We start from the raw sequence: 23,461 nt of genomic DNA on the forward strand, positions 1-23,461 counted from the left end.
ACACTGTCATTATGACAACAAAAACAACACTAAAAACATAAGACACTGAAAAACAATGAATTTAAAAGTTGGCACGCATGCTGCAATAGTATGGATAAGAAATTTATTCATTTACTTTTTATCCAAATTTAGAATTCATACTTAGGAGTCGTTTTATGTCTATTCATGTTAAAAATAATATCCACTGGGTTGGCCAACGTGATTGGGAAGTGCAAAATTTCCATGGTACAGAATATAAAATCACACGTGGCACCAGCTATAACAGCTACCTAATTAAAGAAGAAAAAACCGTTTTAATCGATACCGTCGATCATCGTTTTAGCCAGCAGTTTGTCCAAAACTTAGAAATGGAAATTGATCTTAACCAGATTGACTACATCGTTATCAACCATGCTGAAGAAGATCACGCTGGGGCTTTAGGCGCGCTATTAGCCAAAATCCCTAACACGCCAATTTATTGTACTGAGAATGCCGTTGATTCGATCACCGGTCACCACCACCAGCCTGATTGGAACTTTAATGTGGTGAAAACCGGCGACAGCATTGACTTAGGTAATGGTAAAGCACTTGTATTTGTCGAGTCCCCAATGCTGCATTGGCCAGATAGCATGATGACTTATATGACTGGAGATGCCGTACTATTTAGTAACGATGCATTTGGTCAGCACTACTGTGACGAACACCTATTTAATGATGAAGTTGATCAGGTTGAGCTTTATGAACAATGTTTACGTTATTACGCCAACATTCTGACACCATTTAGCCCATTAGTGACCTCTAAAATCAAAGAGGTGCTTAGCCTAGAGCTACCCGTTGATATGATCGCAACCGCTCACGGTATTGTATGGCGCGATAACCCAACTCAAATTATTCACCAATACCTAGAATGGGCGGATAACTACCAAGAAGATCGCATCACTTTATTTTATGACTCAATGTCGAACAACACACGCATGATGGCTGATGCGATTGCTCAAGGGATTAATGATGTTGATCCGAATGTGGCGGTGAAAGTGTTTAACGTCTCTTTGCACGATAAAAATGAAATCTTATCGAATGTATTCCGTTCAAAAGGCCTCTTGGTTGGCTCTTCTACCATGAACAACGTCATGATGCCTAAAGTCGCTGGCATGCTAGAAGAAATCACAGGATTACGCTTTAAAAATAAAAAAGCGGCGGCATTTGGTAGCTATGGCTGGAATGGCGGTGCAGTTGACCGTATCCACACTCGCTTGATGGATTGCGGCTTTGAAACTGCAATTAGTAAGAAAACCAAATGGCGTCCTGATGGCAAAGCAATGCAAGAATGTCGTGATTATGGCCGTCAAATAGCAAAAGAATGGGCGCTGCATGATCTATCCAATGTGAGTCATTCTGCGCCTAAGAACGTCACCAATATCATGACAAATAAAGCGGTTGCTCAACCTACTCAAGCTGCCAGTGCGATTGAAGCGACAAATGAGCCTGCAATCGAACCGACGACTGTCGAGCCAGTGAATAGCACAAATTCGTCAGCCGAAGATCAGCAAGCAATGTTATGCACCGTTTGCCAATGGGTCTATGAGCCTAAACTTGGTGAGCCCAACCAAGGCGTTGAACCGGGAACCGCTTGGGGGCAAGTACCTGAAGATTTCTTATGCCCTGAATGTGGTATTGGTAAAGAAGTGTTTGAACCTTGCGCAAGCACATTAGGTAACAATATCGACAAAGATAACCAATCTCAGGTGGCGTAATGAGTAATCCAATTATGATCATAGGCAGTGGTTTCGCTGCCTATCAATTAGTGAAGGCATTGCGCCGTTCAGATAAACAAACCCCAATCACAGTGATTACCGCTGATGATGGGCATGACTACAATAAGCCCGATCTTAGTCATGTGTTTACCAACAAACACAATGCCGATGCGCTTATCCGCCAAGCTGCAAATAGCTTCGCTCAAGATAATGAGATTACTATCTACACCCAAACCAAAGTGGAAACGATTGATCGCCATGCACAAAACGTGACAACAACCAAAGGGGATGTGCTTAGCTATTCCAAACTGGTCTTGGCGACCGGCGCTTCAACCTTTATTCCAGCGATGAATGGCTCAGCGGTTAAAGAGGTGATGACACTCAATAGCCGTATCGAGTATCAAGCCGCACAGCATAAACTTTACCAAGCAGAACATGTACTCATTATTGGCGCGGGCTTAATTGGCACTGAACTGGCCATGGATCTTTCAACATCAGGTAAAACCGTGTCGGTTGTTGATCCTTGCGACAGCGTCATGCAAACCATGTTACCAGATGCTATTTCTGCGCCTTTACAGAAAAAGTTAACCGAAAGTGGCGTGAAGTTACATTTAAATAATACCGTGCAAGCGCTCGAACAAACGGACTTTGGCGTAGAGGTGATTCTCAATTCTGGTGAACAATTTCTTGTCGATAGCGTTATTTCAGCTTCAGGACTCAAACCCAATATCCAACTAGCACAACAGACTGGTTTAACGGTAGATAAAGGCATCGTAGTCAATCGTCAATTACAAACATCCGATTCTAATATCTACGCACTTGGTGATTGTGCTCAAATTGAGAACAAAGTTCGCTCCTACCTACAGCCAACCTTATTAAGCGCCAACGTATTAGCTAAAGTCTTATCAAAAACAGCAGGCCCAGCAGCAACGTTAAAATTGCCGGCCATGTTGGTAAAAGTAAAAACGCCTAATTTGCCCATTCAATTAGCCGGGCAAACGGGACAATCCGTACCAAAGTGGACGATTGAATTAGATCAGCAAGGCATCACCGCCCGTGCATTTGATGACAATGATAAACTCGTGGGCTTTGTCACCACACAAAACCACATGAGTAATGCGTTGAAAATGCTCAAAACATTACCAGCATTAGTGTAGATAGAGCGAGGGAGGAGATATGAAAGTGCTAAATCATTATATCAATGAACTACAAACATCATGGGCTAAATGGTCAGTAAACATGGTGAGCCGCCGAACACGGCATAAGCCAAGAGAGTGCGAACTCGAATCCTCCCCACTCCACCATGAGCTTGCTTGTGAGTATTATCAGATAACAACCAAGTAAGTATTTTTACTACACTGAAACAACATAAGTGGCCGATTTAAGGTTTCTTATGTTGTTTAATATGCATTGTGGTATTTAAAAAGTATAGTTTACACCCACTGCCCAGCAACAAAACCAGAGGCCCATGCCCATTGGAAATTATAGCCACCTAACCAACCACTTACGTCCATTACTTCACCGATAAAGTACAAACCTTGTACGCTATTACATTGCATGGTTTTTGATGAGAGATGTTTAGTGTCCACACCGCCTAGTGTTACTTCTGCGGTGCGATAGCCTTCAGTGCCGTTAGGAAGAACTTGCCAGTTTTGCAGTTGCTGATCGATAACTTGCAGTTGATTTGGGTTGAACTGCTTAAGAGGTTTGTCTTGTAGCATTTTACGCTCAATTAGCACTTCAACGAGACGCTTCGGCAGTACTTTGGCTAAGGTATTTTTCAAGCTTTGATTAGGATGTTTTTCACGCGATTGAGTTAATAGCTCTAAAACATCGGTCTCTGGGATCAGGTTGATGGTGACAGTTTGGCCCGGCTGCCAGTACGAAGAAATTTGTAATACCGATGGGCCAGATAGACCACGGTGAGTAAACAGCAGCGCTTCTTTGAAGACGGTACCATCTTGCGCGGTAATTTCAGCAGGAATTGCAATACCAGAAAGCTCGGCAAAGTCTTCTTTGTCTTCTTTGTGCAAGGTAAATGGCACTAGTCCAGCGGTGGTGTTGATCACTGACAAACCAAATTGCTCTGCTACTTTGTAGCCAAATGGCGTTGCGCCAAGTTTTGGCATCGAAAGCCCACCGGTTGCCACCACTAAAGATTCACAAGTGATTTCATCGTTGTTGGCTTTAAAACGAAAGCCGTTATCGGTTTTTTCAATATCGTGAATATCACAACGATAGCGCTGCGAGACATTTGGGTAGTCACACTCCTTGAGGAGCATATCAACGATTTGCTTAGCAGAATCAACACAGAATAATTGACCGTGTTCGCGCTCTTCAAACTCAATGCCATATTTCGACACTAGGCTGATAAAATCCCAATTGGTGTATTGCGATAGCGCAGATTTCACAAAGTGCGGATTTTGGCAGAGATAATGATTGGCACTGACATCGTAATTAGTGAAGTTACAACGACCGCCACCAGAGATCAGGATTTTACGCCCTGGCTTTTTCGCATGATCGATCACTAAAGTTGTGCGACCTCGTTTTCCGGCTTCCGCTGCGCACATTAAGCCCGCGGCGCCAGCACCGATAATCACCACATCATAATGAGTACTCATAACTACTTCTCTTGCTCTGCTTGCCTATATATCCAAATGACTTGGGTATATAGGCAAAATAAAAGGACGCGCGATTTTAACGCACATCCTTTCAATGTCACATCATTTGTTCAGCAGAAATATCAACCAATACTATGAAGCTAAACTACAAATGCCATCAACAAAGTAAATCCAGCTAATCCGGAAGTTAACACGAACAGTTCACGAACTTTACTGCATTTATTAATAAAGACTTCTTCGTGATGATGAAGATACTCTTTACCTTTCAGATAGTGATAGAGACGAACTTGTTTAGTCATATTGCCATGAGTGCTAAAAAAGCCTCGACCATCGACTTGCTGGTAAAGAAGAGGATGCGCTTCTCTCATAATGAAAATGAGTGAGCGAAGTGCGGTAATATAACGCACTAAATTAATAAGGGTAACAATGGATAACGCGGTTAATAGTATATCTGCACTGATCATCTTTCCCTCCAAACATCATAAATGACAGGAGGAAAAGACAATCTCAACAACCGTTATGTTGCCTTGGCTTTTCGCGATCGATTAAACGGTCGTAGAACCTGCCATCACAGATGATGAACCTTGTTTTGCTAACTCAGCTAGGTCTTTATCAATGAAGAACAAGGCCTTGCCATCTTCACCAACTAACTCTAACTTATCTAAAATCCCTTTAAACAACTTCTCTTCTTCGTGTTGCTCTGCCACGTACCACTGCAAAAAGTTAAAGGTTGAGTAGTCTTGACTGGTAAAAGCTAAGTGAGCCAATTTATTGATGCATTGAGTGATCATTTGCTCATGTTCATAAGTTTCACGGAACACATCACCTAGGCTATCAAAATTATGCTTTGGCGCATCAATCGCACCTAGAATTGGTAAGCCACCGGTTTCACTCACGTAAGTAAATAAACGCTGCATGTGTTCCATCTCTTCAGTTGCATGAGTACGTAGAAACTCTGCTGCACCTTCGAAGCCTTTATCTTCACACCAAGCACTCATCTGTAAGTATAGATTAGATGAGAAAAATTCTAGGTTAATTTGCTCATTCAACTGCTCAACCATTGCTTTAGACAGCATTTGTGACTCCTTCAATATTTTGATACGCACCTCTGCAAATTATAACACGCCACCTAAACAAAAGGCTCGACCACATCAATTTTATCACTAAACTCATTGCTTATTGCATTAATGGAAAATCATTTACCACCTTAAAATAGTAAAAGATAGTGAGAGATCACCAACACTTTTTACGCTATGTTAATGATAGTCTCAATATAGACCCAGTGCTTAAAATCTTAATCTATACCCAAGTAACTAAGCACTGAAATTATGATAATTGGAGAGTGCATTATGACGTACAAACATATCCTTGTAGCGGTAGACCTATCTGATGACAGCGTTATTCTCGTCAATAAAGCCGCTGCCTTAGCCAAAGTCTGTGATGCTAAATTGTCGCTGATTCATATTGATGTCAATTTCACTGACATATATACCGGCTTCATGGAAATCAACTTTGCTGAAACGCAAAATGCCATGCTTGAGGCTGCACAGAAAAAAATTAAAACCTTAGTGGAGAGCATTGATTTCCCCATTACTGAAACCATCGTCTCTAGCGGTGATTTATGTAATGAAATTTCCCATGCGATTGAGCAACAACATGTCGATTTAGTGTTGTGTGGTCACCATAAAGATTTTTGGAGCAAGCTACTTTCAACCTCTCGCCAACTGATTAACGATACTTCTGTCGATATGCTAATCGTACCTTTAGAAGACTAATGTGTTTTCAATTTAAATTAATGTAAACTACAAAATTACTTTTTAGTTTACATCTAATTTAAATTGGTGAGTTATGTTTTATCTTTCTGCGGTCACTCTTTTGTGGGCGTTTTCATTTAGCTTGATCGGTGTCTATCTTGCAGGTCAAGTTGATGCTTGGTTTTCTGTTTGGATGCGTATTGCCCTAGCTGGCCTCGTTTTTCTTCCTTTCCTTAAATTTAAAAACATTCCGGCTAACTTAATCGGTAAATTAATGGCAATTGGCGGCATTCAACTAGGCTTAATGTACTGCTTTTATTATCAATCGTTTCTGTTGCTTTCCGTGCCTGAAGTATTGTTATTCACCGTCTTCACACCTATCTATGTGACGCTGATTTATGATCTATTGAAAGGTCGTTTCTCACCTTGGTATTTGTTAACTGCAGTGATTGCCGTTGCCGGTGCCGCCATCATTAAATTTGCCGGCATCAATGAAAACTTCCTCACTGGTTTCTTAGTGGTACAAGGTGCCAACCTTTGCTTTGCCCTTGGTCAAGTCGGCTATAAGCATGTGATGGAGCAAAACAACGTCGAGATCTCACAACGTACAGTGTTTGGATACTTCTATATTGGTGCGTTTGTCATCGCTTCTATCGCTTTTGCTTTGATGGGCAATCCAGAAAAGCTTCCGACGACCAATCTGCAATGGGGAATTTTAACCTACCTAGGTTTGATTGCATCTGGACTAGGCTATTTCTTATGGAATAAAGGCGCTTGTCTAGTGAACGCTGGCGCATTGGCGGTAATGAATAATGCACTGGTGCCGGCAGGATTAATCGTCAATATTGTGATTTGGAATCGCGATGTGGATTTAACCCGTTTATTACTAGGCGGTTCAGTCATTATGTTGTCGCTATGGGTTAATGAAACCTGGGTAAAACGCAAAGCATTGGTGTGTAACGCGTAAACGAGAAACGAGAAACGAGAAACGAGAAACGAGAAACGAGAAACGAGAAACGAGAATATTCTCCCAATAAAAAACGGACGTTCAAATTAATGAGCGTCCGTTTTTCGTTCTAGATTATTAATCTATACTCAATTAAGGCAGTTTAATCTTACCCGGTAGCGCCTGACGAGCAGCGGAACCCACTACCCAATCCAGTAACACGCCTTTCCCTTCACGAGTTGGATCAATCAGGCCGATATCGTTGATATTCACCCCATCGCTCGATTTCATTTTCACCGGTTGTTGCTTATCACCAATCCAGTGAGATCGTTCACCAAGCTCGGTATGACCAAAGCCATGTTCAAAGCCGAGTACGCCACGATGAATACCATCCACCAGCATTGCCGTTGCTTTGATTGAGTGAGTTGGCGTTTCAACCGTAAACTGATCGCCCGTTTGCATGCCGTATTGCTTGGCATCTTCTGGGTGAATATAAACTGGATTATTGCCTTTAATCGAATTCAAACGTGGTGAAAGGTTAGATACTGCACTATGAATATTCGACTTAAAGTTGGTTAAGGTAAAGGGCCACTCTGATTTAGCATACATCTCATCCATTGGCGTACCATCTGCCAGCTTTTGTGGATACCAAGTTGGGCAACCAGAATACAACTCACCTGTCATGGTATTACGCGAAGTACCGAGTTTTTCATTCCAAATCGCCACCGGTTTTTGCCATTGATATTTCATGACATCACCTTTGTAGGCTTCAGTGGCATTTTCAAAACGTCCACCGCGAGCATAAATAAAGGCCACTTTCGCCAATTCATCTTTGCTTAACACGCGTTGCATATCGGGCAGCAAACGCTCTAGTCCTGAGAAGTAAATATCTTCACTGCTGGCATTCGGTGTTCCACCAGCAACATAAGCAAGGTTAGCCGCTGAACGTAGGTAGAAATCAGCCGCATTATGAATGCCGTGCCAATTACCTTGCGCATCTTTAATCGCGTTATCACCAAAACCACCTAGCTTCATGCTTTTCGCCATATCAATTAAGAAGGTTTCTAAGCAAATTTCGCGACCATCGGCCGTCTTTTCTGTACGAGATTCGACAATCGGCCAACGAGCCGTTACTGCTTTGGTTGGAACATCATGCCAAGGACCAGCCATACCCCAACTTTCATAAGTCACGGTATCTGGCACAATATAGTCAGAAATTGCCGTGGTTTCATTGATAAATGCATCCACCGAAACAATCAAAGGCAACTCTTTCGGATCGCACAATTTGTCACGTAACAACGTGGTTAACCCCGGTACACCATATAAAGGATTCGCCATGTGGTTGATCCAAACTTTTAAGCGATAAGGATAACCATCAATTGCCGCCGATAAATGCTCAGTTAGTAATGGCGCAGAAATTGGATACCAAGGTGCACGGGTTGGATACGGCGATTCACCGGCTTCAATACGACGTTTATATTCCGTGGTTTTTTGATATGGGAATTTAGAACGAGAAAGAAATACTCCCTTCGGCGCGACCATGCCATCAAACTTAGTGAAATCGTAACGTGGACCAGCAGACGAAGTAGGGTAACCCCCCGCTTTAGCCATCATGCCACCTTTTTTGTTGATGTTCCCTAACATAGCGTTAAGCATCACAATACTAAAAGCATTGTAGAAACCATTGCTGTGCATGTTGCCACCATGAGTATCGACTACCGACTTGCTGCCATGTTGATGTAATTTAGCCGCTAACTGAGTAATTTCATTAGCAGGAATACCACAAAGATCAGCAAATTCATCAATAGAGTATTCAAATGCCGCTTGCTTGAGTTGTTGCATCGATGAACGAACTGCAATCTCACCATTTGGCGTGCTTATCTTTTGATCGACATACAACTGTGCAGGTTTGTCTTGAGTATGCAGAGCTAACTTACCAGAGGCCTGATCAACAATCACATACGCATCGCCATCTGACAATTTGTCACCACGGTAAGCAAGACCAAGATCGGAGGCACGTAAGAACCCCCCTTCTCGCTCATGGCCTTGCTCAACAATCACTAAATGCGTTGCATTACACCAATGGGCATTACCAGCTTTTTTCATTGCAGAAGCACCAGGCTGGACAAGGAAGTTTTTATCGTATTTGTCGTTGCTGATCATCCATTGAATGATGGCTAATACTAAGGCTGAATCCGTACCCGATTTAATGGCCAACCAATGGTTATTATTCCCCGTGGCAAGGCTAGTCGACATTTGCAACGTTGGCGTAACCACCGTGTATTCAAAATTACCGCGAGTACGCGCATTGGCTAATTGACGTGCTTGACGCTTAAATGGATTACCGGCTTGCGCTGGCGCAGTACCAATAAATAATGCAAATTCTGCATGTTCAAAATCTGGCTTCATATGAGAGAAACCATCCAGATCATTCATAAATGCGCCAGATCCAGCACGGAACGCGTAACCACAATACGAACCGTGATGACCAAAGTTACGAGTACCAAAACTATTAAAAGCAAAACGCTTAATGATGTCATCACGACCTTCATTACTCGCATTGGTCATTAATAGTTGATTGGCTAGCGGGCCGTATTCAGGGTTATTCGGATCAACTGGCGTTTTAACATCACGAATCGCTTTTAAGCCATCGACATGCCCTTCACCAAACAAATCACCACCTTCAACCACTTCTTTTAATAATTGCTCATAGCTGATCGGCTCCCACTTACCTTCACCACGTTTACCGACACGCTTTAATGGTTGAGTAATACGATATGGACTGGTGCGAATATCCATCATAGCATTGCCACGTGCACAAGCAGTCGAACGACCTTCAATGCCCGCTTCACCAGTTAATGATAAATAAGCGTCTTTAACCGGGGTTTCAAATGGGATTTTTTGCTCACTGGAAAGTGGGTGATAAGGGTTACCTGAGATGCGCAGAATCTCATCGGTTTCATTATCCACACGTACACGAACGCCACACAACGTCCAACAGCCAAAACACATAGATGGTGCAACACGTTGTTTGGAGTTAGCAATTAAATTACCGTTCTTCACCTGATATTCGGGGTCAAGTGAGTTACCAAAATGAATATGTTTGGTTTTCTCTCCAGCAGTTCCTTCTATAATTCCTTTAGAAGCATGCATTGCAGTGGAAACATACCCCGCAGCAAATGCAGCACCACCTCCAACAGCAAGACCAGATTTTATAAACTTACGACGTTTGTTATCCATGATGACCTCTTACTCTTGAGTTGATAAAGGAGTGTTTGATGAAACTGATTTGTCAGATTTAGATTGCACTACTTCGGTTAATATCACCGCCAACAATAGCCATAAACCCGCCATACCAACTACCCCCAGCATACCTGGTGCGCCTAATGGCAAATCATAAGGGTACGGGCCTTGGTCATATTTCGGCAGAGTTTGCACTTCAATCATGGTCATCCAGCGAATCGCCCAACACGTGGCAATAGTAAGCGCACTACAAACCAGTAATGAAAGTCGCTTAAATTGCTGACCACGCATTACAACCATTGCCATCACTAAGCAAGCAACAAACGCGGCCATCATTAACACTAGGTTGCTAAACCAACTGCCGTATTGCAGTAGATTCATATAGGCACCATTCGATACCCAGATAGGTAATAGGATTAACGACAACACTGAGCAAATCTCCACGCAACGTTTCAGCAAACTCATATCAGTTGAAGTTAGTTGAATGGCCTTATCTTGGTTCGGTATTAAGTTCAAAATAAACAACGTAAAACCAATCGCACCAAAGAAAGCCGTCACAAACCATAAGATAGGCGACGCAGGTTGATGCCACATTGGACGAGCGGCAACCACGTAGATTTCCATTCCGGTGTACAGAGCAATCGACAAGCCAGATAAAACGGTTACCCCAGCAACCGCAGTAATTAATTTAGCGGACGCTTGCCACTGACCGAGGGTGAGTAAGCCAACAAGACGAAGGTATTTATTATCGCTATTGGCTAGCTTGCTAATCTCAGGGCGTAAATATAACCACGCTGCTAATACCGCTAACATTGAAAATATTGGCAATAAAATTGCGCCACGCGACATCCAAGACCAAGAAGTTAAATGAGGGAAAAAATGCCAAGCACGACCCGGTTGGTGTAAGTCAGCGGTTAAGGCTAACGGGCCAACAATCGCACAAATACCTAAACATAACGCCAATGCTGCACGTAATGTATGACTCGTCTTATCTCGTAGGACTAGGCTAGCAAAAAACAAAATCGCCGCCGCATAAGCCGAGCCAATATAGAAAAAGTATTGCACTGCCCACGGAAGCCAAGCCACCGTCTGAGACGGAATTAAAACTTCAGTAATATTCATTAGTGCTCTCCTTGAGGATCGTAAATCGCCGCTTTACCTTCAATATGTGAGGTAAACTCATCTTGCAAGCCGATATAGAAAACATGCGGTTGCGTACCAGCTTCCGGTTTTAGCACTTTGATTTCATTTTTAAATTCACGCATCAATTGACTAATTTGGCTATTGGCATCATTTAAATCACCAATCACACGCGCGCCGCCAACGCAGGTTTCTACGCAAGCTGGAAGCAAACCGTCTTCTAGGCGATGAGCACAGAAAGTACATTTATCAGCAGTGAGCGTTTCTTCATTGATAAAGCGTGCATCGTAAGGACAAGCTTGCACGCAATAAGCACAAGCCACGCAGCGTTTGTTATCAACCATCACAATGCCATCTTCACGCTGGAAGGTCGCTTGTACAGGGCAAACCGCCACACAAGGTGGGTTTTCACAATGGTTACAAAGGCGCGGTAAAGTGAATACCTTGCTTTCTTTTTTGGCTGTTGAACCGTCATCTAAAGTGACTTCATACTGTTTAACAGTAGTGCGGAACTGACCAATCGGTGCTTGATTTTCAATGCTGCAACCCACAGTACAGGCTTGGCAACCAACACATTTACGTAGGTCGACGATCATTGCATAACGTTTGCTCTTCATGCCTTGACGGCCCGGCTCTTGGTTATTACGAATAATAGGGGCGGCGGTCGCCACCGGAATAATGGCAGCCCCGGCAGAAACTGCGCCGAGACCACGGAGAAAGCGTCGTTTTGTTTGATCCATGAGATTGACCTTGCTGGTGATAACTCTTAAGAGGTATTCTCACCAAGGGATACTTTTTGCTCTATTGTGGTTTTCCACATAACCCAATCTGACTTGATCTAAAACAAGTTTTGCGTGAACTATTTCGAATAAGGAAAGCATGTGAACCGCTTTATCAAACCACTCACTCAAGCTATATGGTCACTTCGCCTGTTATTTATTATTTTCGGAGTAAGCGACTTTTCTTTAGCTCATGCAGAAAATTCACAGACTCAATCTCAACCTAAAGTTCAACCACTTCCGATTCAAGTTGCCGTACTGGCGACTCGCGGTAATCCTCAAGCAATACAACGTTGGCAACCGACTATTGATTGGCTCAACCAGCAATTACCTCAATACCAATTTTCTCTAAGACCAAGAAATCTGGAGCAAATGGAAGACGTAATTAAAACCAACAGCGCAGAATTTGTGATCACCAATCCTGGCCAGTCAGTAAAATTGGGGTGGCAGTATCCGTTATCTTGGATCGCGACGTTAAAAAGCCCGTGGCCCAATGGCACCAATCAAGCGCTCGGCAGCACCTTAGTTGTCAGAAATGACAGCTCGTTTATCGACCTAGAAGATTTGCAAAATAGTCACGTAGTTGCCGTGTCACCGGATGCATTTGGTGGGTTTCTAACTTTAAGTCAGTATTTAAAATCCAAACAAAAAGACCCGAGTTTATTTTTCAAAAAAATCGATTATCTCGGTTTTCCTATTGATGCCATGCTGTACCACCTACGCGATCATCAGTTCGATGTGGCAATTACTCCCGTCTGTTTACTAGAGAATATGGACCAAGAAGGCCTGATCGATAAATCGCAATTTCGAGTAATCAACAATAGCGCCCCGCAAAACTTTCCTTGCGCAGTCTCTACCCCGCTGTATCCCAACTGGTCATTTGCCAAAACCAGCAAAGCCAATGAAATCGTCGCCACCGCCGTTACTCAAGCGTTATTAAATCTACCCAAAGATAGTCCTGCTGCGATTACTGCTAAATCACAAGGTTGGTCATCGCCGATCAGTTCATTAAGCGTAGTGAAAATGTATCGTGATTTGAACATTCACCCTCAACAAACCCCTTGGTGGCAACAGGCATTAATGTGGCTTAAACAGCATCAACAATGGGCGTGGGGTGCGGCGGTATTATTTATCGCACTGAACATTTATCACTTTTGGTTGGAATTTCGTTTTAACCGCAACCAAAAGCTACTCAATCAAGCACAATTCGAATTAAAACAAAAAAGCCAAATGCTAGAACATGCACAGCGAGTAGCGATTGTCGGCGGGCTTGGTACTAATCTGGCCCATGAAATCAATCAGCCCCTTTCCGCGATCCGCAATTACAGTCAAGGGGCAAAACTGCGGATTGAAAAAGGCGCGGATGCCACCAGCCTAACGCCCATTATGGATAAAATTGAGCAACAAGTAGTACGCGTCGATGCGATTGTGCAGCGCTTACGAACGCTAATCACCAAGCGTACCGTGGCTAAGAAAAACCTAAACATCGACGCATTAATCGATGATACGTTAGCCCTACTCAGCCACGACTTAACGGATAAAAAAATACAAATCAAAGTCATCTCAAATGGCAATCCGAGACAGATTTATGCTGATGCAGTAGGTTTGCAACAAGTGTTAGTCAATATCATCAATAACGCTGCCGATTCTTGCCTCAGCTACCCTCAAGAGGCGACTAATCGCATTGAAGTGGTCATTAATTATGCCGAACAACAACTGGATATTTATCTACGTGATAACGGCGCAGGCTTAACTCTGCCTATTCGCGAATTACAAAGCGCCTTTGTCAGCACAAAAGAAAAAGGACTAGGCTTGGGACTATCAATTTGCCACGATATTATTGAACATCATCATGGCCATTTTTCTTTGTCTCCTCTTGAGCCACACGGGTGTGAAGCGCATATTCAACTCCCCTATCGTTAATGTTCTGGCAACCTACTAACCATCAACCAAACAGTTAAAGGATCACTATGACTCAATTACCGATTTACCTCGTTGATGACGATGAATCCGTGCTCGATTCCCTTGCCTTCTTGCTGCAAGAGTTTGACTACCAAGTGCTATGCTTTTCCGATGGCGAGAGCTTTCTCCAGCAAGCGAAACTCGATCAAGCTGGTTGTGTAGTACTCGACAGCCGCATGCCAAGTATGCGAGGCCAGCAAGTCCACCAACTGTTGCAGCAACAACATAGTCCATTAGGCGTGATTTATTTAACCGGCCACGGCGATGTGCCCATGGCGGTCGAAGCATTAAAGCAAGGCGCGGTGGATTTTCTACAAAAGCCAGTAGATGGCAAAGTACTGGTAGAGGCCATCAATAAGGCGTGTGAGTATTCAGAGCAAGCCACTCAAGCAATGACGATACAAAAGGCATTTGAGTCGTTAACTGAGCGAGAACAGGCGATTTTAGGATTGGTCGTGCAAGGAATGAAGAATCAACAAATCGCCGATAAGTTATGTATCGCAGTACGAACGGTCGAAGTCCACCGCTCGAATTTAATGAAGAAGTTTTCCGCCAAAAGCATTGCTGAGTTGGTGATGCAGTATGCTCAATTGAAATAAAGCCACTTATCACCATCAGAAAGGCCACGGGGTTGGACAAAAGCAATGTAGGATTATTGTCCTAAACCGCTTCTACCAGGTTAAAAGAAGTATCTTGAAGTATTTAATGTTTGTTATGTTGTTTTATCCGTGGTCATATAAGGTGAAGTTATTATCAAACCACAAAACATAGAATACATCGTTTTGTCTATAACCCACCATCGGACGTTTACCATAAAACCGAAATGATAAAAAATGGTCTACATCTGGAGTAATAAAGTTGGGGATAGGAGCGCTAATTGACTGTCTATCGATTTTCTCAAAACCCAAGCCATGACGAGGCATCTGTTTAATTTCACGCCACGTATTGTTCTTGCGACGAAACATCGCTTCGGCAAAGAATGCTTTACCTTCTTGGTCAAGACATTGGAGACAGAAGCTACCTGCTTGTAAGCGCTCTAGAGAGAAGATTGGAGGCTTATCGTCATAATTAACATTAACTTCTTTTGCGGTGATTTTGGATTTAGTATTGGCTTTAGGATGTTTGATCTTCTTTTTAGCCATAAATTGAATTACTCAACTCTAGTGTCAAAATATGCTTTTAAATCTCGTTTTGAGATAACACCAGCATGTCCTTCATTTTCTATCCAAGGACTTTCTTCATGAGTCATATTTCTGAGTTTCCAAGCACTAAACTGACCGAAAACATCAAAAATTTCTTCGATATGTTCAATTTCACCTTTCGTCAAGCGTGTATGTGGGTTAAACCTAAGGTCTAGTTCGATAGCTTCTCTGCCAAACTCTTTATAATCATGGTAAAGCTCAGGAACCACTGGACCATGTGCCCACGCTTCAATATCCGCGTCAAAAAGAGTTTCTTCATTCAAAGCAAGGTAAAAGCCTTGTGCATAGTACACAAGCTTCTGAACTTTCAAGTTCGAGATACCTTCATCATTCTCATCCGCTAAGCGAATAAAATACTTAGCTACGTCTTTTACATCTGCCATATCATACCCCCTCGCAAATAGCTGTGCGATTATACAGGTGTATCTATATCCAACAAGTTTAGCTTATAAAAAAATTGACGCACTTAACGTGTGCAACCTCAACTTTAGAACAACTAACAATTTAATAGACGGATAAAATCCGTATAGTCTTTCCGTCTATCTTCTCAGTCACTTTTTTGAACAACAAGCTAAATAATTAAATTTATTCATAAAGTATGAATTCACCTCATATTTATTCAGCATAAAAAACACTTTAAATATTCAGCGCGAGGTAAGTAGATTCCTGCTCTCGCTTAGGCTCGGCTGGAATGACGATTTCAAAAAACACTCACCGCGGACTAATTTATTTAGATAAAAATGAAAGTAGCTGCGGCAAAGATCAGCTCTTCCCCTTGATAGGTGAAGCCACTTGTCAGCAGGAGTTAATATAAGGGGAAGCGGGGATGGGGTTGGTTATACAAAACTACTTTGGGATACAAATAAATTTCTCACATCAACCTTCCCCCGCCCTCCCTTGGCTGTAAAGCTTGATGCCAAGTATTTTTCGTTGGTAAGGGAGGGAGTTATTTGGGATCGCTTGTTGTTTCAATGCATAAATTTGAAGATGTACCTAGCCTTGAATTTACACATACAAACCAAAGCTTTTCTTAATGCAATGATTTCAGGCCGACCACTTTGCCGGTGATATTTTTTGGAAACGGGATTGGCTCGACTGTGTTAAAGCTAGATAAACGCTTTTCGATACGCGCTTCTTGTTTGGCAATCTTGGCTTCTTGCTTATTCAATTTAAGCTCTTGTTTTAAAACTTTCTTATGCTTCTTCGCTAACTTACGCTGCTTTTTCAGCAGTTTTTTCATTTGTTTTTGTTGTTTCTTCTGTGCTTTTAAGCCTTTCTTCAAGGTTTGTAACTGTTGCTTGATTTCATTTGGGGCAAGCAAAGGTTGAGCCTCAAGTTCAGGCATGGTTGGCTCAATGCTCGGTTTAGCAATTACTTTTGATGGCACCACCAAGTTGACGCCATTATTAAGCGCCTTGATGGTTGCTTGCTGGTTATATTCGCGTTGTGCTTTCATCGATTTGGCTTTGGCGATCACCTCAGGCACATTGCTCGCCTGAATGGGCAATAATGCTTGAGTCACATTTTTATCGAGTTGATTAGATTGAGAAAGTTTGGCCAGAGAGACAGGTTTGCATAGCGCACCTTTTTGATTCGACGTGCGTGCACAAGAGCCACAATAAAATTGCGAGTCCAACACTAACTTGTCGATTTTTCCGGCTTTAATATCGCGGCGAGAAAATTTACATAAAGACTTTGCCATAACTACACACCCTAATGAAATGACCAATCTAAATTACGATAAGGCAAATAACAACGATTCTCATTTCTTTATAGAGTTAAATATCATTCAATACAAGTGAAAATTACTCGCATTTGAAAGCAGTTATGACAAAGGTTTGATTTTAAGATTAATTCTTATGGATATATTTTTGTTCAACATCCACTAATGCAACGGGGTTGAGGAAAGAGCGACCAATCAAAATCGCATTGATCATGTGGTCACGATCCACCAAGTTAAATGGCGTAGTGTAGGTCTTATCGCCCAGCTTAATAGTTAATTCAACAATTGGACGACGTGAGGTTTCTGGACTTGAAGATTGTTTAATATGCACCCAGCGCTTAACTGGCAAGGTAATTTCTTTGCTCACATCATCTTTGGCTTTAATTTTAAATGACACCATATCTTTGCCGTCTTTTTCAAAATCATGAATATCGATGGCGTTGATCGAAGATGTGGTCGCGCCGGTATCTATTTTGGCGATAGTACGCTGATCGGTATCTAAAACCGTGATCCACTCTTTTTCGCCGACCACGATTTTATCTTGTAGTAATTGTGCGACCTCTTGTTGTGGTTCGGCAACTACCACAAACGAAGCTAAAGGAGTGAATAACGAAGCGGTCAATAAAACTTGAGAGAATTTCATAATCACCTTTTTATCTCTGAATATAAATACCCAATAATTGGGGAACAACTCTTATTCCGACTCTATGCTCGCACATTAATTCATTAGGGCGTGTTAATTTTGTGTCACCATACTGTTGAGAACATATACATCAAAGCGATTTTTCTTGGTTTCAATCGCCATACTAGGTTTGTGTTGATCGAGCCACGGCGCGTAGTCTGGGCGCTTGACTACCACTCGCTTGGTGGCAAGTTGCAGTGCAGGTTCTAATAAGCCATCGGCATCATTATCGGCCCCTACTAGCGATTGAAATACTCGCATTTCTTTTTTAACTAATGCGCTTTTCTTTTTGTTTTCAGGATGAGGGTACATAGGATCGAGATAGACGACATCCGGCTGAACGAAATCACTTTGCGCCATTAATTTCTGTAGGGCGTCGTGACTAGAAGCGTGCAATAAGCTCATGCGTTCACTGACCCACTCGCCAATTTCAGGATCTTGTTTAGCGCGAGTTAAACCATCATCCAATAAAGCCGCAACCACAGGGTTACGCTCTACCATTTGAACCTTGCACCCTAACGATGCTAATACAAATGCATCGCGCCCTAATCCGGCAGTGGCATCCAGTACACTCGGTGTGGCACCTTTGTTTAAACCTGCTGCTTTAGCGATCGCTTGGCCTTTACCCCCACCAAATTTACGACGATGAGCGACTGCGCCTCCGGCTAAATCAACATAAATAGCGCCTAGCTTAGGTTCATCTAATTTACGTAACTCCAAACGTTGCTCGGTCAGTACCAAAGCAAACACGCTATCGGGCTGATGGGTAAGTTGCCAACGCGCAGCAATCTCATCTAATTGAGCTTGCTGAGAAGGGTTATCACAACATAGGTTCAGTTGCACACAAACTCCAAAAATAATACAGATTCAAATAATGACGCGGCATTATCCGTTATCCGGAACATAAGATGAAGCAGGTTGAGAAATAAAACTTTCGACTAGATACTCTAGTGGTTGAGGAGGACTAATTAAGTAGCCTTGAGCATAGTCGACGCCTAGGCCAACTAGGCACGATAATATTTCTTCATTTTCCACAAACTCAGCCACAGTTTGCTTACCAAGCTGCTTAACGAGATTATGAATTGACTGCACTAAAATATAGTCAACTTCATTTTGATGCATATCTCGCACAAAGCAACCATCAATTTTCACGATATCTAACGGTAAGGTTTTTAAATAAGCAAAAGAAGACAAGCCGGAACCGAAATCATCTAACGCAATCTTACAACCTAACCGCTTTAAGCGAGTAAACAACTGGGAGGCTTGTTGCATATTCCCTACCGCAGCCGTTTCAGTGATTTCAATACAGATTTTTTCTGTTGGTACACTGGTGTTTTGCAACAGATCAATCAGAAAATCAATAAAGTCTTTATCGCCCATAGACTGACCTGAAAGATTTATTGAGCAACGCCCTAGCTTATCAATCACATCCAGTCGCGCTTCAAACCAGGCTAAAGTTTGCTTAAATACTTCCCGGTCAACCAAATGAGCCAAGTTATAGCGCTCAATCGCTGGAATAAAGATCCCCGGTGACATCAGCTCATTCTTATCATCACGCAAGCGCACCAATATTTCAAAGTGCAATTTATCACTCGGTGCTGGCGCAATATCTAAAATCGGTTGAGCATACAGTTCTAATCGATCATTGGCTAATGCGTCATATACCTGGCAAACACAGGCCATTTCCAACTCACGATGACGGAAGTATTCATCATCACAATTATAAAAATGCGCTCGATTACGCCCTTCTTCTTTGGCTAAATGACAAGCGGTATCCGCCTGGGCATTAATTTTTTGCACCGATTCTGCAGTGCTATCAATTTTACGGATCCCGATCGAGCAATTTAAGTTAAAGTGAATACCTCGCCACATAAACTGACTTTGATTAAAACCATTGAGAATCGACTGAGCAAATTGATTCACTTCGTCCTCATCACAATCACACAATAAAATAGCAAACTCATCACCATCGGTTCTTGCCAGTGTCGCTTTTTCTGGAATTAACTGCTCTAACAGCTCTGCACTATAGACAATCGCCGCATCGCCAGCTTCATGGCCGACGGTATCATTAATTAATTTAAACTGGTCAAGATCGAGAAAAAATAAAGCATGTTCACGTGCATTGTCTTTCACTTCCTTTAAAGCCATGACTAATTGTTGCTCAAAATGATATCGGTTATACAAGCCGGTTAAACCATCGTGATGAACTTGGTATTTTAATTGCTCAGCTAACAGGTAGGTTTCGGTAATATCTTCACCGACAATGAGTAGTTGACGAGTTTCTGGGATTTGCCGAATATTTTCTCTTATCCAGACTAACTGACCCGTATTATCAATATATTGGATTTCACGACGCGCGACTAAAGCATGTTTTTTTTGTGGTTGACGTAGCTTTTCTAGCACATTGATGTCAGTGGTTTTGGCATAAAAACTTTGTAGTTTTCGACCTAAAATTGGCAAGTTATCGTAACCTAATATTTCCGAGGTAAACTTGTTAGCAGCTTGAATACAATCCTGTTCATCAATAGTCAGCATCATCACTGGCTGTAATTGATAATAATTTCTAAACTTAGCCTCACTTTCAATTAAGCGTTTTTCTGCCAATTTGCGGTCGGTAATATCCTTGCCTTCAAATAAATATTGTTCATCATGCCCATCCGTTATTGGCAACTTTTTAATGCTTAAATCTAAAGTAATCGGTCCAATATTGGTTCTCATTAATTCAACTTCAAGACGAACGACACCTTCTTGCTGTGCTTTGAGAAACGCCTGCTGAACGTTTTCACCACTCGATGCCTTCCAGCCTCCATAGGTCCAAACTGGGTAACCATAATCAAAGTTCGGGTCATACACCCATTCTTTCAAAGTTTGATTACTAGAGATCAATAGCCCTTTTTTATCAACAATACCAATGGCTTGTCGGCTTAAATCATAAACCGTTTCTAATAAATACTGACTTTTCTGTGATTGATTTTCAGTAATACGAACACGCTTAAAATGACGAATAATTAAAAATAAAACGACGGTTAATACAATCAAATAGGCGAGAAAATGCAACATATCATTAGAGTGAGGAATAGCTGAAGAACTAGACTGAGCTTGGCGGATCATCGCTGAGTTTGTTTCTGACATTGTAGACTCTATTCTTGATGTGGTTTCGTTGCCAGTTGCCCAAACAAGACTACTCGCAAAGGAAAGAGCGAAAGTAATAACATACCGAAGATTTACATTCATTCTGTACCCAAATAAAAATGAGCAATCACTCACTTTAGCAATAAAGATTTATGTTATTAACCTTACCAACTATTTTATTGTTTTGTTTGTTATATTCGTAAAACAAAGAAAAAAATTAAATTAATACTGTGAGTTAAGGAATCCACATGCCCGATCCGAATGTCCGATTAGATGAACTTGATAAAGCGATTCTGAAGATTTTAATGGCCGATGCACGAACACCTTATGCCGAGATGGCAAAACGCTTTGATGTGAGTCCGGCGACAGTCCATGTTCGAGTGGAAAAAATGCGAGCCGCTAAAGTAATTGAAGGCACTGAAGTGGTCGTTAATGCTAAAAAACTAGGTTATGACGTATGTTGTTTTATTGGTATTAATTTAAATGCGGCGCGAGATTACCACTCTGCCATTGAAAAGCTCAATGCGTTAGATGAAGTGGTCGAAGCCTACTACACCACCGGTGCCTACAATATTTTCGTTAAATTGATGTGTAAAAATATCGAAGAGCTGCAATATGTATTGATTGATAAGCTACAAGCGATTGATGAAGTACAGTCCACCGAAACCTTGATTTCATTACAAAACCCGATTAATCGTAACGTTAATCCATAAACGACAAAGCTGCCCGATAAAAACACAAAAACCAGAAACGCCACGTGCGCTTCTGGTTTTTTATACCACCTAGTCAACCTTAATCCACCACCTAGAAACTAGGAACTCGGAATTAGGGACATAAACGTTTCTCGTCTCTCGAATGCTCGTAACTCGAGAAGGTCGATTCAGCTATCATTACAAAGTCGAGACTCTAGCATTCGAGCTACGAGTTTCGACTTTATCCTTATAACATCTCGGCAGCCTTGGGCACATTCCGCCTCGTGAACAAATCACCCTCGCTTGATTTTCGATCCCACGTTCGATCCAATTTATATTTAAGATCCGCGCTACGGTACATAGTTGTTGTTTAATTTGATAAGGGATTTCACATTGACCACCTTTACGCACACATTCTTTTTGCAAAGCAGTGGCAATGGTGATCGCATCTTCCCCTTGTGCTTCTAAAGCTGGATTTAAATCAACCCCCGAACACAACACATGATAATTACCTGCCATGTCTTTGACTTTAACCGACTCACAACAATAAATATGTGGTATACCATCTTGATTCAGAACGGATATTTGCGCGACTGGTGTGTTACCAGGAATGCCTATCATGCGGAAAACCGACCAATGTTGGCACGGATCTTCTACCATTCGCATATTGCCCCAAGGTAGAGGAATGCCATTACCACGATAGACCGCTTTCAATTTACCCGGATTATAAGCATCAAAATAATGCCAATGAGGGTACGGTGAAACCGCGGTCATACGACGCATCACCACCGACTCTGACACACCGATTAATTTACTTACACTAATCTCATAACCATGACGATCGAGCAACTGACGAAATGGTACTTTCGGACACAGCAACGCACCGGCAAAAAATGAACATTCAAAATCGCGCCACGCTTGCAGAATATGTTTGGAATCTAAACTATTCACATCCCGTGTTTGATCCGGCATTAAAGTGGATAAATTACGATTATCCGAAGCAATCACATGCTTTTCACCATCACTGTTGTGCAACACTTTATGGCCAATGTGTACTGCTAAATCGTATTTAAGTTTTTCTGGTGTAGCTTTTAATGCACGGTTGACTCGGATCACGCCCGGCACTTCAGCATAAGAACGCACAATATGTTTGGATTTTACCCCATGAACATCCTCCACATCTTGTGATGGCTCATCAAACCATTTAATTTTCACCCCGACCTCTTGGCAAATCTCCAATAAATCCTCGACCGACAGCGGCATGCGCTTTTGACCGACTTTTTCCGCTGCCTTTTCGAGATCAGGAAAGTGATTTTGATGATGTTCTTGGTGAGCACGAATTAAAAGGTGTGCAAATTGATGCCCAGTCGTACCGGTTTGCGACAACACTTCGGGGATGGCAATTTGTAAAATATCATTGGAAAACAAAAAGCTTGGTTCGAGCACCATGCCATTAATTCCACCACGACTACCCTTTTCTGGGGTGATTTCTTGTTCTTCACTGGCATCATCTAAAAACCAGTGCAGTGGCTTTTGAAATACCTGCGCGATCACATCTAACATGGCTTCGCTTGGTACTCGCTTACCTCGTTCAATCATCGAAAGGTACGACACCGAAGGCGCATCTTCAGGGTCAATTTTAATGCAACGCGATGACAAGTCTTCCAAAGTTAAACCATTACGTTTCCGTAGGTTACGAACTTTTGTGCCGAGAAAGTGTGACTGTCTATTTAACGAACTTGATGCCTTCATCCCTGACCTCTTATTTGTAAAATTTACATTGTGTAATTTTCTTTGTGAAATTTTATTCAGTTTATCGCTATTCTTTTAGTCACAGGATGAAAAAGCAGCA

General features: G+C 42.1%; 20 protein-coding genes. 7 read left to right on the forward strand and 13 right to left on the reverse strand.

Features of this window, described 5'->3' with window-relative positions; all coding sequences use genetic code 11:
• Positions 1-155 precede the first annotated feature (155 nt).
• Together norV and norW are read left to right on the forward strand one after the other, a co-directional pair.
• Positions 156-1,733: an anaerobic nitric oxide reductase flavorubredoxin gene (norV, locus tag ACN0T8_RS09655; RefSeq protein WP_417880406.1), complete on the forward strand. Its 1,578-nt coding sequence runs from the start codon at positions 156-158 to the stop codon at positions 1,731-1,733.
• Positions 1,733-2,890 (forward strand): NADH:flavorubredoxin reductase NorW, encoded by a 1,158-nt coding sequence (gene norW / locus ACN0T8_RS09660; RefSeq protein ID WP_417880407.1) that lies wholly within the window; start codon positions 1,733-1,735, stop codon positions 2,888-2,890. The genes norV and norW overlap by 1 nt, the downstream gene beginning before the upstream one ends.
• A gap of 276 nt (positions 2,891-3,166) precedes the next feature.
• Here the strand turns inward: norW and ACN0T8_RS09665 are convergent, their stop codons facing one another.
• The 3 genes from ACN0T8_RS09665 to ftnA form a co-directional block, all read right to left on the reverse strand.
• Positions 3,167-4,354: an NAD(P)/FAD-dependent oxidoreductase gene (locus tag ACN0T8_RS09665; protein WP_417880408.1), complete on the reverse strand. Its 1,188-nt coding sequence runs from the start codon at positions 4,352-4,354 to the stop codon at positions 3,167-3,169.
• 140 nt (positions 4,355-4,494) lie between these two features.
• Positions 4,495-4,818: a universal stress protein UspB gene (gene uspB, locus ACN0T8_RS09670; protein ID WP_417880409.1), complete on the reverse strand. Its 324-nt coding sequence runs from the start codon at positions 4,816-4,818 to the stop codon at positions 4,495-4,497.
• Between the two features lie 81 nt (positions 4,819-4,899).
• On the reverse strand, positions 4,900-5,430 hold the full coding sequence (gene ftnA / locus ACN0T8_RS09675) for a non-heme ferritin (protein WP_237294408.1): 531 nt from the start codon (positions 5,428-5,430) through the stop codon (positions 4,900-4,902).
• A 273-nt stretch (positions 5,431-5,703) separates the two neighbouring features.
• Between ftnA and ACN0T8_RS09680 the strand changes: the two genes are divergently transcribed.
• Positions 5,704-6,129 (forward strand): universal stress protein, encoded by a 426-nt coding sequence (locus ACN0T8_RS09680; protein ID WP_417880410.1) that lies wholly within the window; start codon positions 5,704-5,706, stop codon positions 6,127-6,129.
• A 73-nt stretch (positions 6,130-6,202) separates the two neighbouring features.
• A complete protein-coding gene (locus tag ACN0T8_RS09685; RefSeq protein WP_417880411.1) occupies positions 6,203-7,075 on the forward strand; it encodes a carboxylate/amino acid/amine transporter in 873 nt (290 codons plus the stop codon).
• A 132-nt stretch (positions 7,076-7,207) separates the two neighbouring features.
• Here ACN0T8_RS09685 and ACN0T8_RS09690 read toward each other — a convergent pair whose 3' ends face one another.
• Genes ACN0T8_RS09690 through dsrO form a run of 3 tightly spaced genes read right to left on the reverse strand, consistent with a single transcriptional unit; the run spans position 7,208 to position 12,177 of the window.
• Positions 7,208-10,294, reverse strand: a complete 3,087-nt coding sequence (locus ACN0T8_RS09690; RefSeq protein WP_417880412.1) for a tetrathionate reductase subunit A — start codon at positions 10,292-10,294, stop codon at positions 7,208-7,210.
• Positions 10,295-10,303: 9 nt separating this feature from the next.
• A complete protein-coding gene (gene nrfD / locus ACN0T8_RS09695; protein ID WP_417880413.1) occupies positions 10,304-11,419 on the reverse strand; it encodes an NrfD/PsrC family molybdoenzyme membrane anchor subunit in 1,116 nt (371 codons plus the stop codon).
• Complete coding sequence (gene dsrO, locus ACN0T8_RS09700; RefSeq protein WP_417880414.1) at positions 11,419-12,177, reverse strand: sulfate reduction electron transfer complex DsrMKJOP subunit DsrO; 759 nt, start codon at positions 12,175-12,177, stop codon at positions 11,419-11,421. Before dsrO ends, nrfD begins: the two co-directional genes overlap by 1 nt.
• A gap of 141 nt (positions 12,178-12,318) precedes the next feature.
• Between dsrO and ACN0T8_RS09705 the strand changes: the two genes are divergently transcribed.
• A complete protein-coding gene (locus tag ACN0T8_RS09705; protein WP_417880415.1) occupies positions 12,319-14,139 on the forward strand; it encodes a sensor histidine kinase in 1,821 nt (606 codons plus the stop codon).
• A 47-nt stretch (positions 14,140-14,186) separates the two neighbouring features.
• On the forward strand, positions 14,187-14,777 hold the full coding sequence (locus ACN0T8_RS09710) for a response regulator transcription factor (RefSeq protein WP_417880416.1): 591 nt from the start codon (positions 14,187-14,189) through the stop codon (positions 14,775-14,777).
• 123 nt (positions 14,778-14,900) lie between these two features.
• Here ACN0T8_RS09710 and ACN0T8_RS09715 read toward each other — a convergent pair whose 3' ends face one another.
• From ACN0T8_RS09715 to ACN0T8_RS09740, 6 genes are all read right to left on the reverse strand, one after another.
• A complete protein-coding gene (locus tag ACN0T8_RS09715; protein WP_417880417.1) occupies positions 14,901-15,320 on the reverse strand; it encodes a hypothetical protein in 420 nt (139 codons plus the stop codon).
• Between the two features lie 8 nt (positions 15,321-15,328).
• A complete protein-coding gene (locus ACN0T8_RS09720; RefSeq protein WP_417880418.1) occupies positions 15,329-15,763 on the reverse strand; it encodes a Panacea domain-containing protein in 435 nt (144 codons plus the stop codon).
• 647 nt (positions 15,764-16,410) lie between these two features.
• A complete protein-coding gene (locus ACN0T8_RS09725) occupies positions 16,411-17,082 on the reverse strand; it encodes a hypothetical protein (protein WP_417880419.1) in 672 nt (223 codons plus the stop codon).
• 148 nt (positions 17,083-17,230) lie between these two features.
• On the reverse strand, positions 17,231-17,746 hold the full coding sequence (locus ACN0T8_RS09730) for an ATP-dependent zinc protease (RefSeq protein WP_417880420.1): 516 nt from the start codon (positions 17,744-17,746) through the stop codon (positions 17,231-17,233).
• Between the two features lie 93 nt (positions 17,747-17,839).
• A complete protein-coding gene (locus ACN0T8_RS09735) occupies positions 17,840-18,628 on the reverse strand; it encodes a class I SAM-dependent methyltransferase (protein WP_417880422.1) in 789 nt (262 codons plus the stop codon).
• A 42-nt stretch (positions 18,629-18,670) separates the two neighbouring features.
• Positions 18,671-21,019, reverse strand: a complete 2,349-nt coding sequence (locus tag ACN0T8_RS09740) for an EAL and GGDEF domain-containing protein (RefSeq protein ID WP_417880423.1) — start codon at positions 21,017-21,019, stop codon at positions 18,671-18,673.
• 146 nt (positions 21,020-21,165) lie between these two features.
• Between ACN0T8_RS09740 and asnC the strand changes: the two genes are divergently transcribed.
• Positions 21,166-21,630 (forward strand): transcriptional regulator AsnC, encoded by a 465-nt coding sequence (gene asnC / locus ACN0T8_RS09745; protein WP_089125020.1) that lies wholly within the window; start codon positions 21,166-21,168, stop codon positions 21,628-21,630.
• 177 nt (positions 21,631-21,807) lie between these two features.
• On the opposite strand, the gene ACN0T8_RS09750 is transcribed toward asnC, so the two are convergent.
• Positions 21,808-23,361 carry a DUF3612 domain-containing protein gene (locus tag ACN0T8_RS09750; protein WP_417880424.1) on the reverse strand — a complete coding sequence of 518 codons (1,554 nt, stop codon included), beginning with the start codon at positions 23,359-23,361 and terminating at the stop codon, positions 21,808-21,810.
• Positions 23,362-23,461: the final 100 nt, after the last annotated feature.

It is taken from the genome of Vibrio sp. (assembly GCF_048266485.1).
Taxonomy (GTDB): Bacteria; Pseudomonadota; Gammaproteobacteria; order Enterobacterales; family Vibrionaceae; genus Vibrio.

What these genes read in the sequence shown, in the direction of transcription:
- ACN0T8_RS09690 (WP_417880412.1), bottom strand. Translation starts at nt 10,294, where the DNA reads ATGGATAACAAACGTCGTAAGTTTATAAAATCTGGTCTTGCTGTTGGA.
- nrfD (WP_417880413.1), bottom strand. Translation starts at nt 11,419, where the DNA reads ATGAATATTACTGAAGTTTTAATTCCGTCTCAGACGGTGGCTTGGCTT.
- ACN0T8_RS09715 (WP_417880417.1), bottom strand. Translation starts at nt 15,320, where the DNA reads ATGGCTAAAAAGAAGATCAAACATCCTAAAGCCAATACTAAATCCAAA.
- ACN0T8_RS09685 (WP_417880411.1), top strand. Translation starts at nt 6,203, where the DNA reads ATGTTTTATCTTTCTGCGGTCACTCTTTTGTGGGCGTTTTCATTTAGC.
- asnC (WP_089125020.1), top strand. Translation starts at nt 21,166, where the DNA reads ATGCCCGATCCGAATGTCCGATTAGATGAACTTGATAAAGCGATTCTG.
- ACN0T8_RS09740 (WP_417880423.1), bottom strand. Translation starts at nt 21,019, where the DNA reads ATGAATGTAAATCTTCGGTATGTTATTACTTTCGCTCTTTCCTTTGCG.
- ACN0T8_RS09730 (WP_417880420.1), bottom strand. Translation starts at nt 17,746, where the DNA reads ATGAAATTCTCTCAAGTTTTATTGACCGCTTCGTTATTCACTCCTTTA.
- ftnA (WP_237294408.1), bottom strand. Translation starts at nt 5,430, where the DNA reads ATGCTGTCTAAAGCAATGGTTGAGCAGTTGAATGAGCAAATTAACCTA.
- norV (WP_417880406.1), top strand. Translation starts at nt 156, where the DNA reads ATGTCTATTCATGTTAAAAATAATATCCACTGGGTTGGCCAACGTGAT.
- ACN0T8_RS09680 (WP_417880410.1), top strand. Translation starts at nt 5,704, where the DNA reads ATGACGTACAAACATATCCTTGTAGCGGTAGACCTATCTGATGACAGC.
- ACN0T8_RS09665 (WP_417880408.1), bottom strand. Translation starts at nt 4,354, where the DNA reads ATGAGTACTCATTATGATGTGGTGATTATCGGTGCTGGCGCCGCGGGC.
- ACN0T8_RS09710 (WP_417880416.1), top strand. Translation starts at nt 14,187, where the DNA reads ATGACTCAATTACCGATTTACCTCGTTGATGACGATGAATCCGTGCTC.
- ACN0T8_RS09725 (WP_417880419.1), bottom strand. Translation starts at nt 17,082, where the DNA reads ATGGCAAAGTCTTTATGTAAATTTTCTCGCCGCGATATTAAAGCCGGA.
- ACN0T8_RS09720 (WP_417880418.1), bottom strand. Translation starts at nt 15,763, where the DNA reads ATGGCAGATGTAAAAGACGTAGCTAAGTATTTTATTCGCTTAGCGGAT.
- ACN0T8_RS09750 (WP_417880424.1), bottom strand. Translation starts at nt 23,361, where the DNA reads ATGAAGGCATCAAGTTCGTTAAATAGACAGTCACACTTTCTCGGCACA.
- dsrO (WP_417880414.1), bottom strand. Translation starts at nt 12,177, where the DNA reads ATGGATCAAACAAAACGACGCTTTCTCCGTGGTCTCGGCGCAGTTTCT.
- uspB (WP_417880409.1), bottom strand. Translation starts at nt 4,818, where the DNA reads ATGATCAGTGCAGATATACTATTAACCGCGTTATCCATTGTTACCCTT.
- norW (WP_417880407.1), top strand. Translation starts at nt 1,733, where the DNA reads ATGAGTAATCCAATTATGATCATAGGCAGTGGTTTCGCTGCCTATCAA.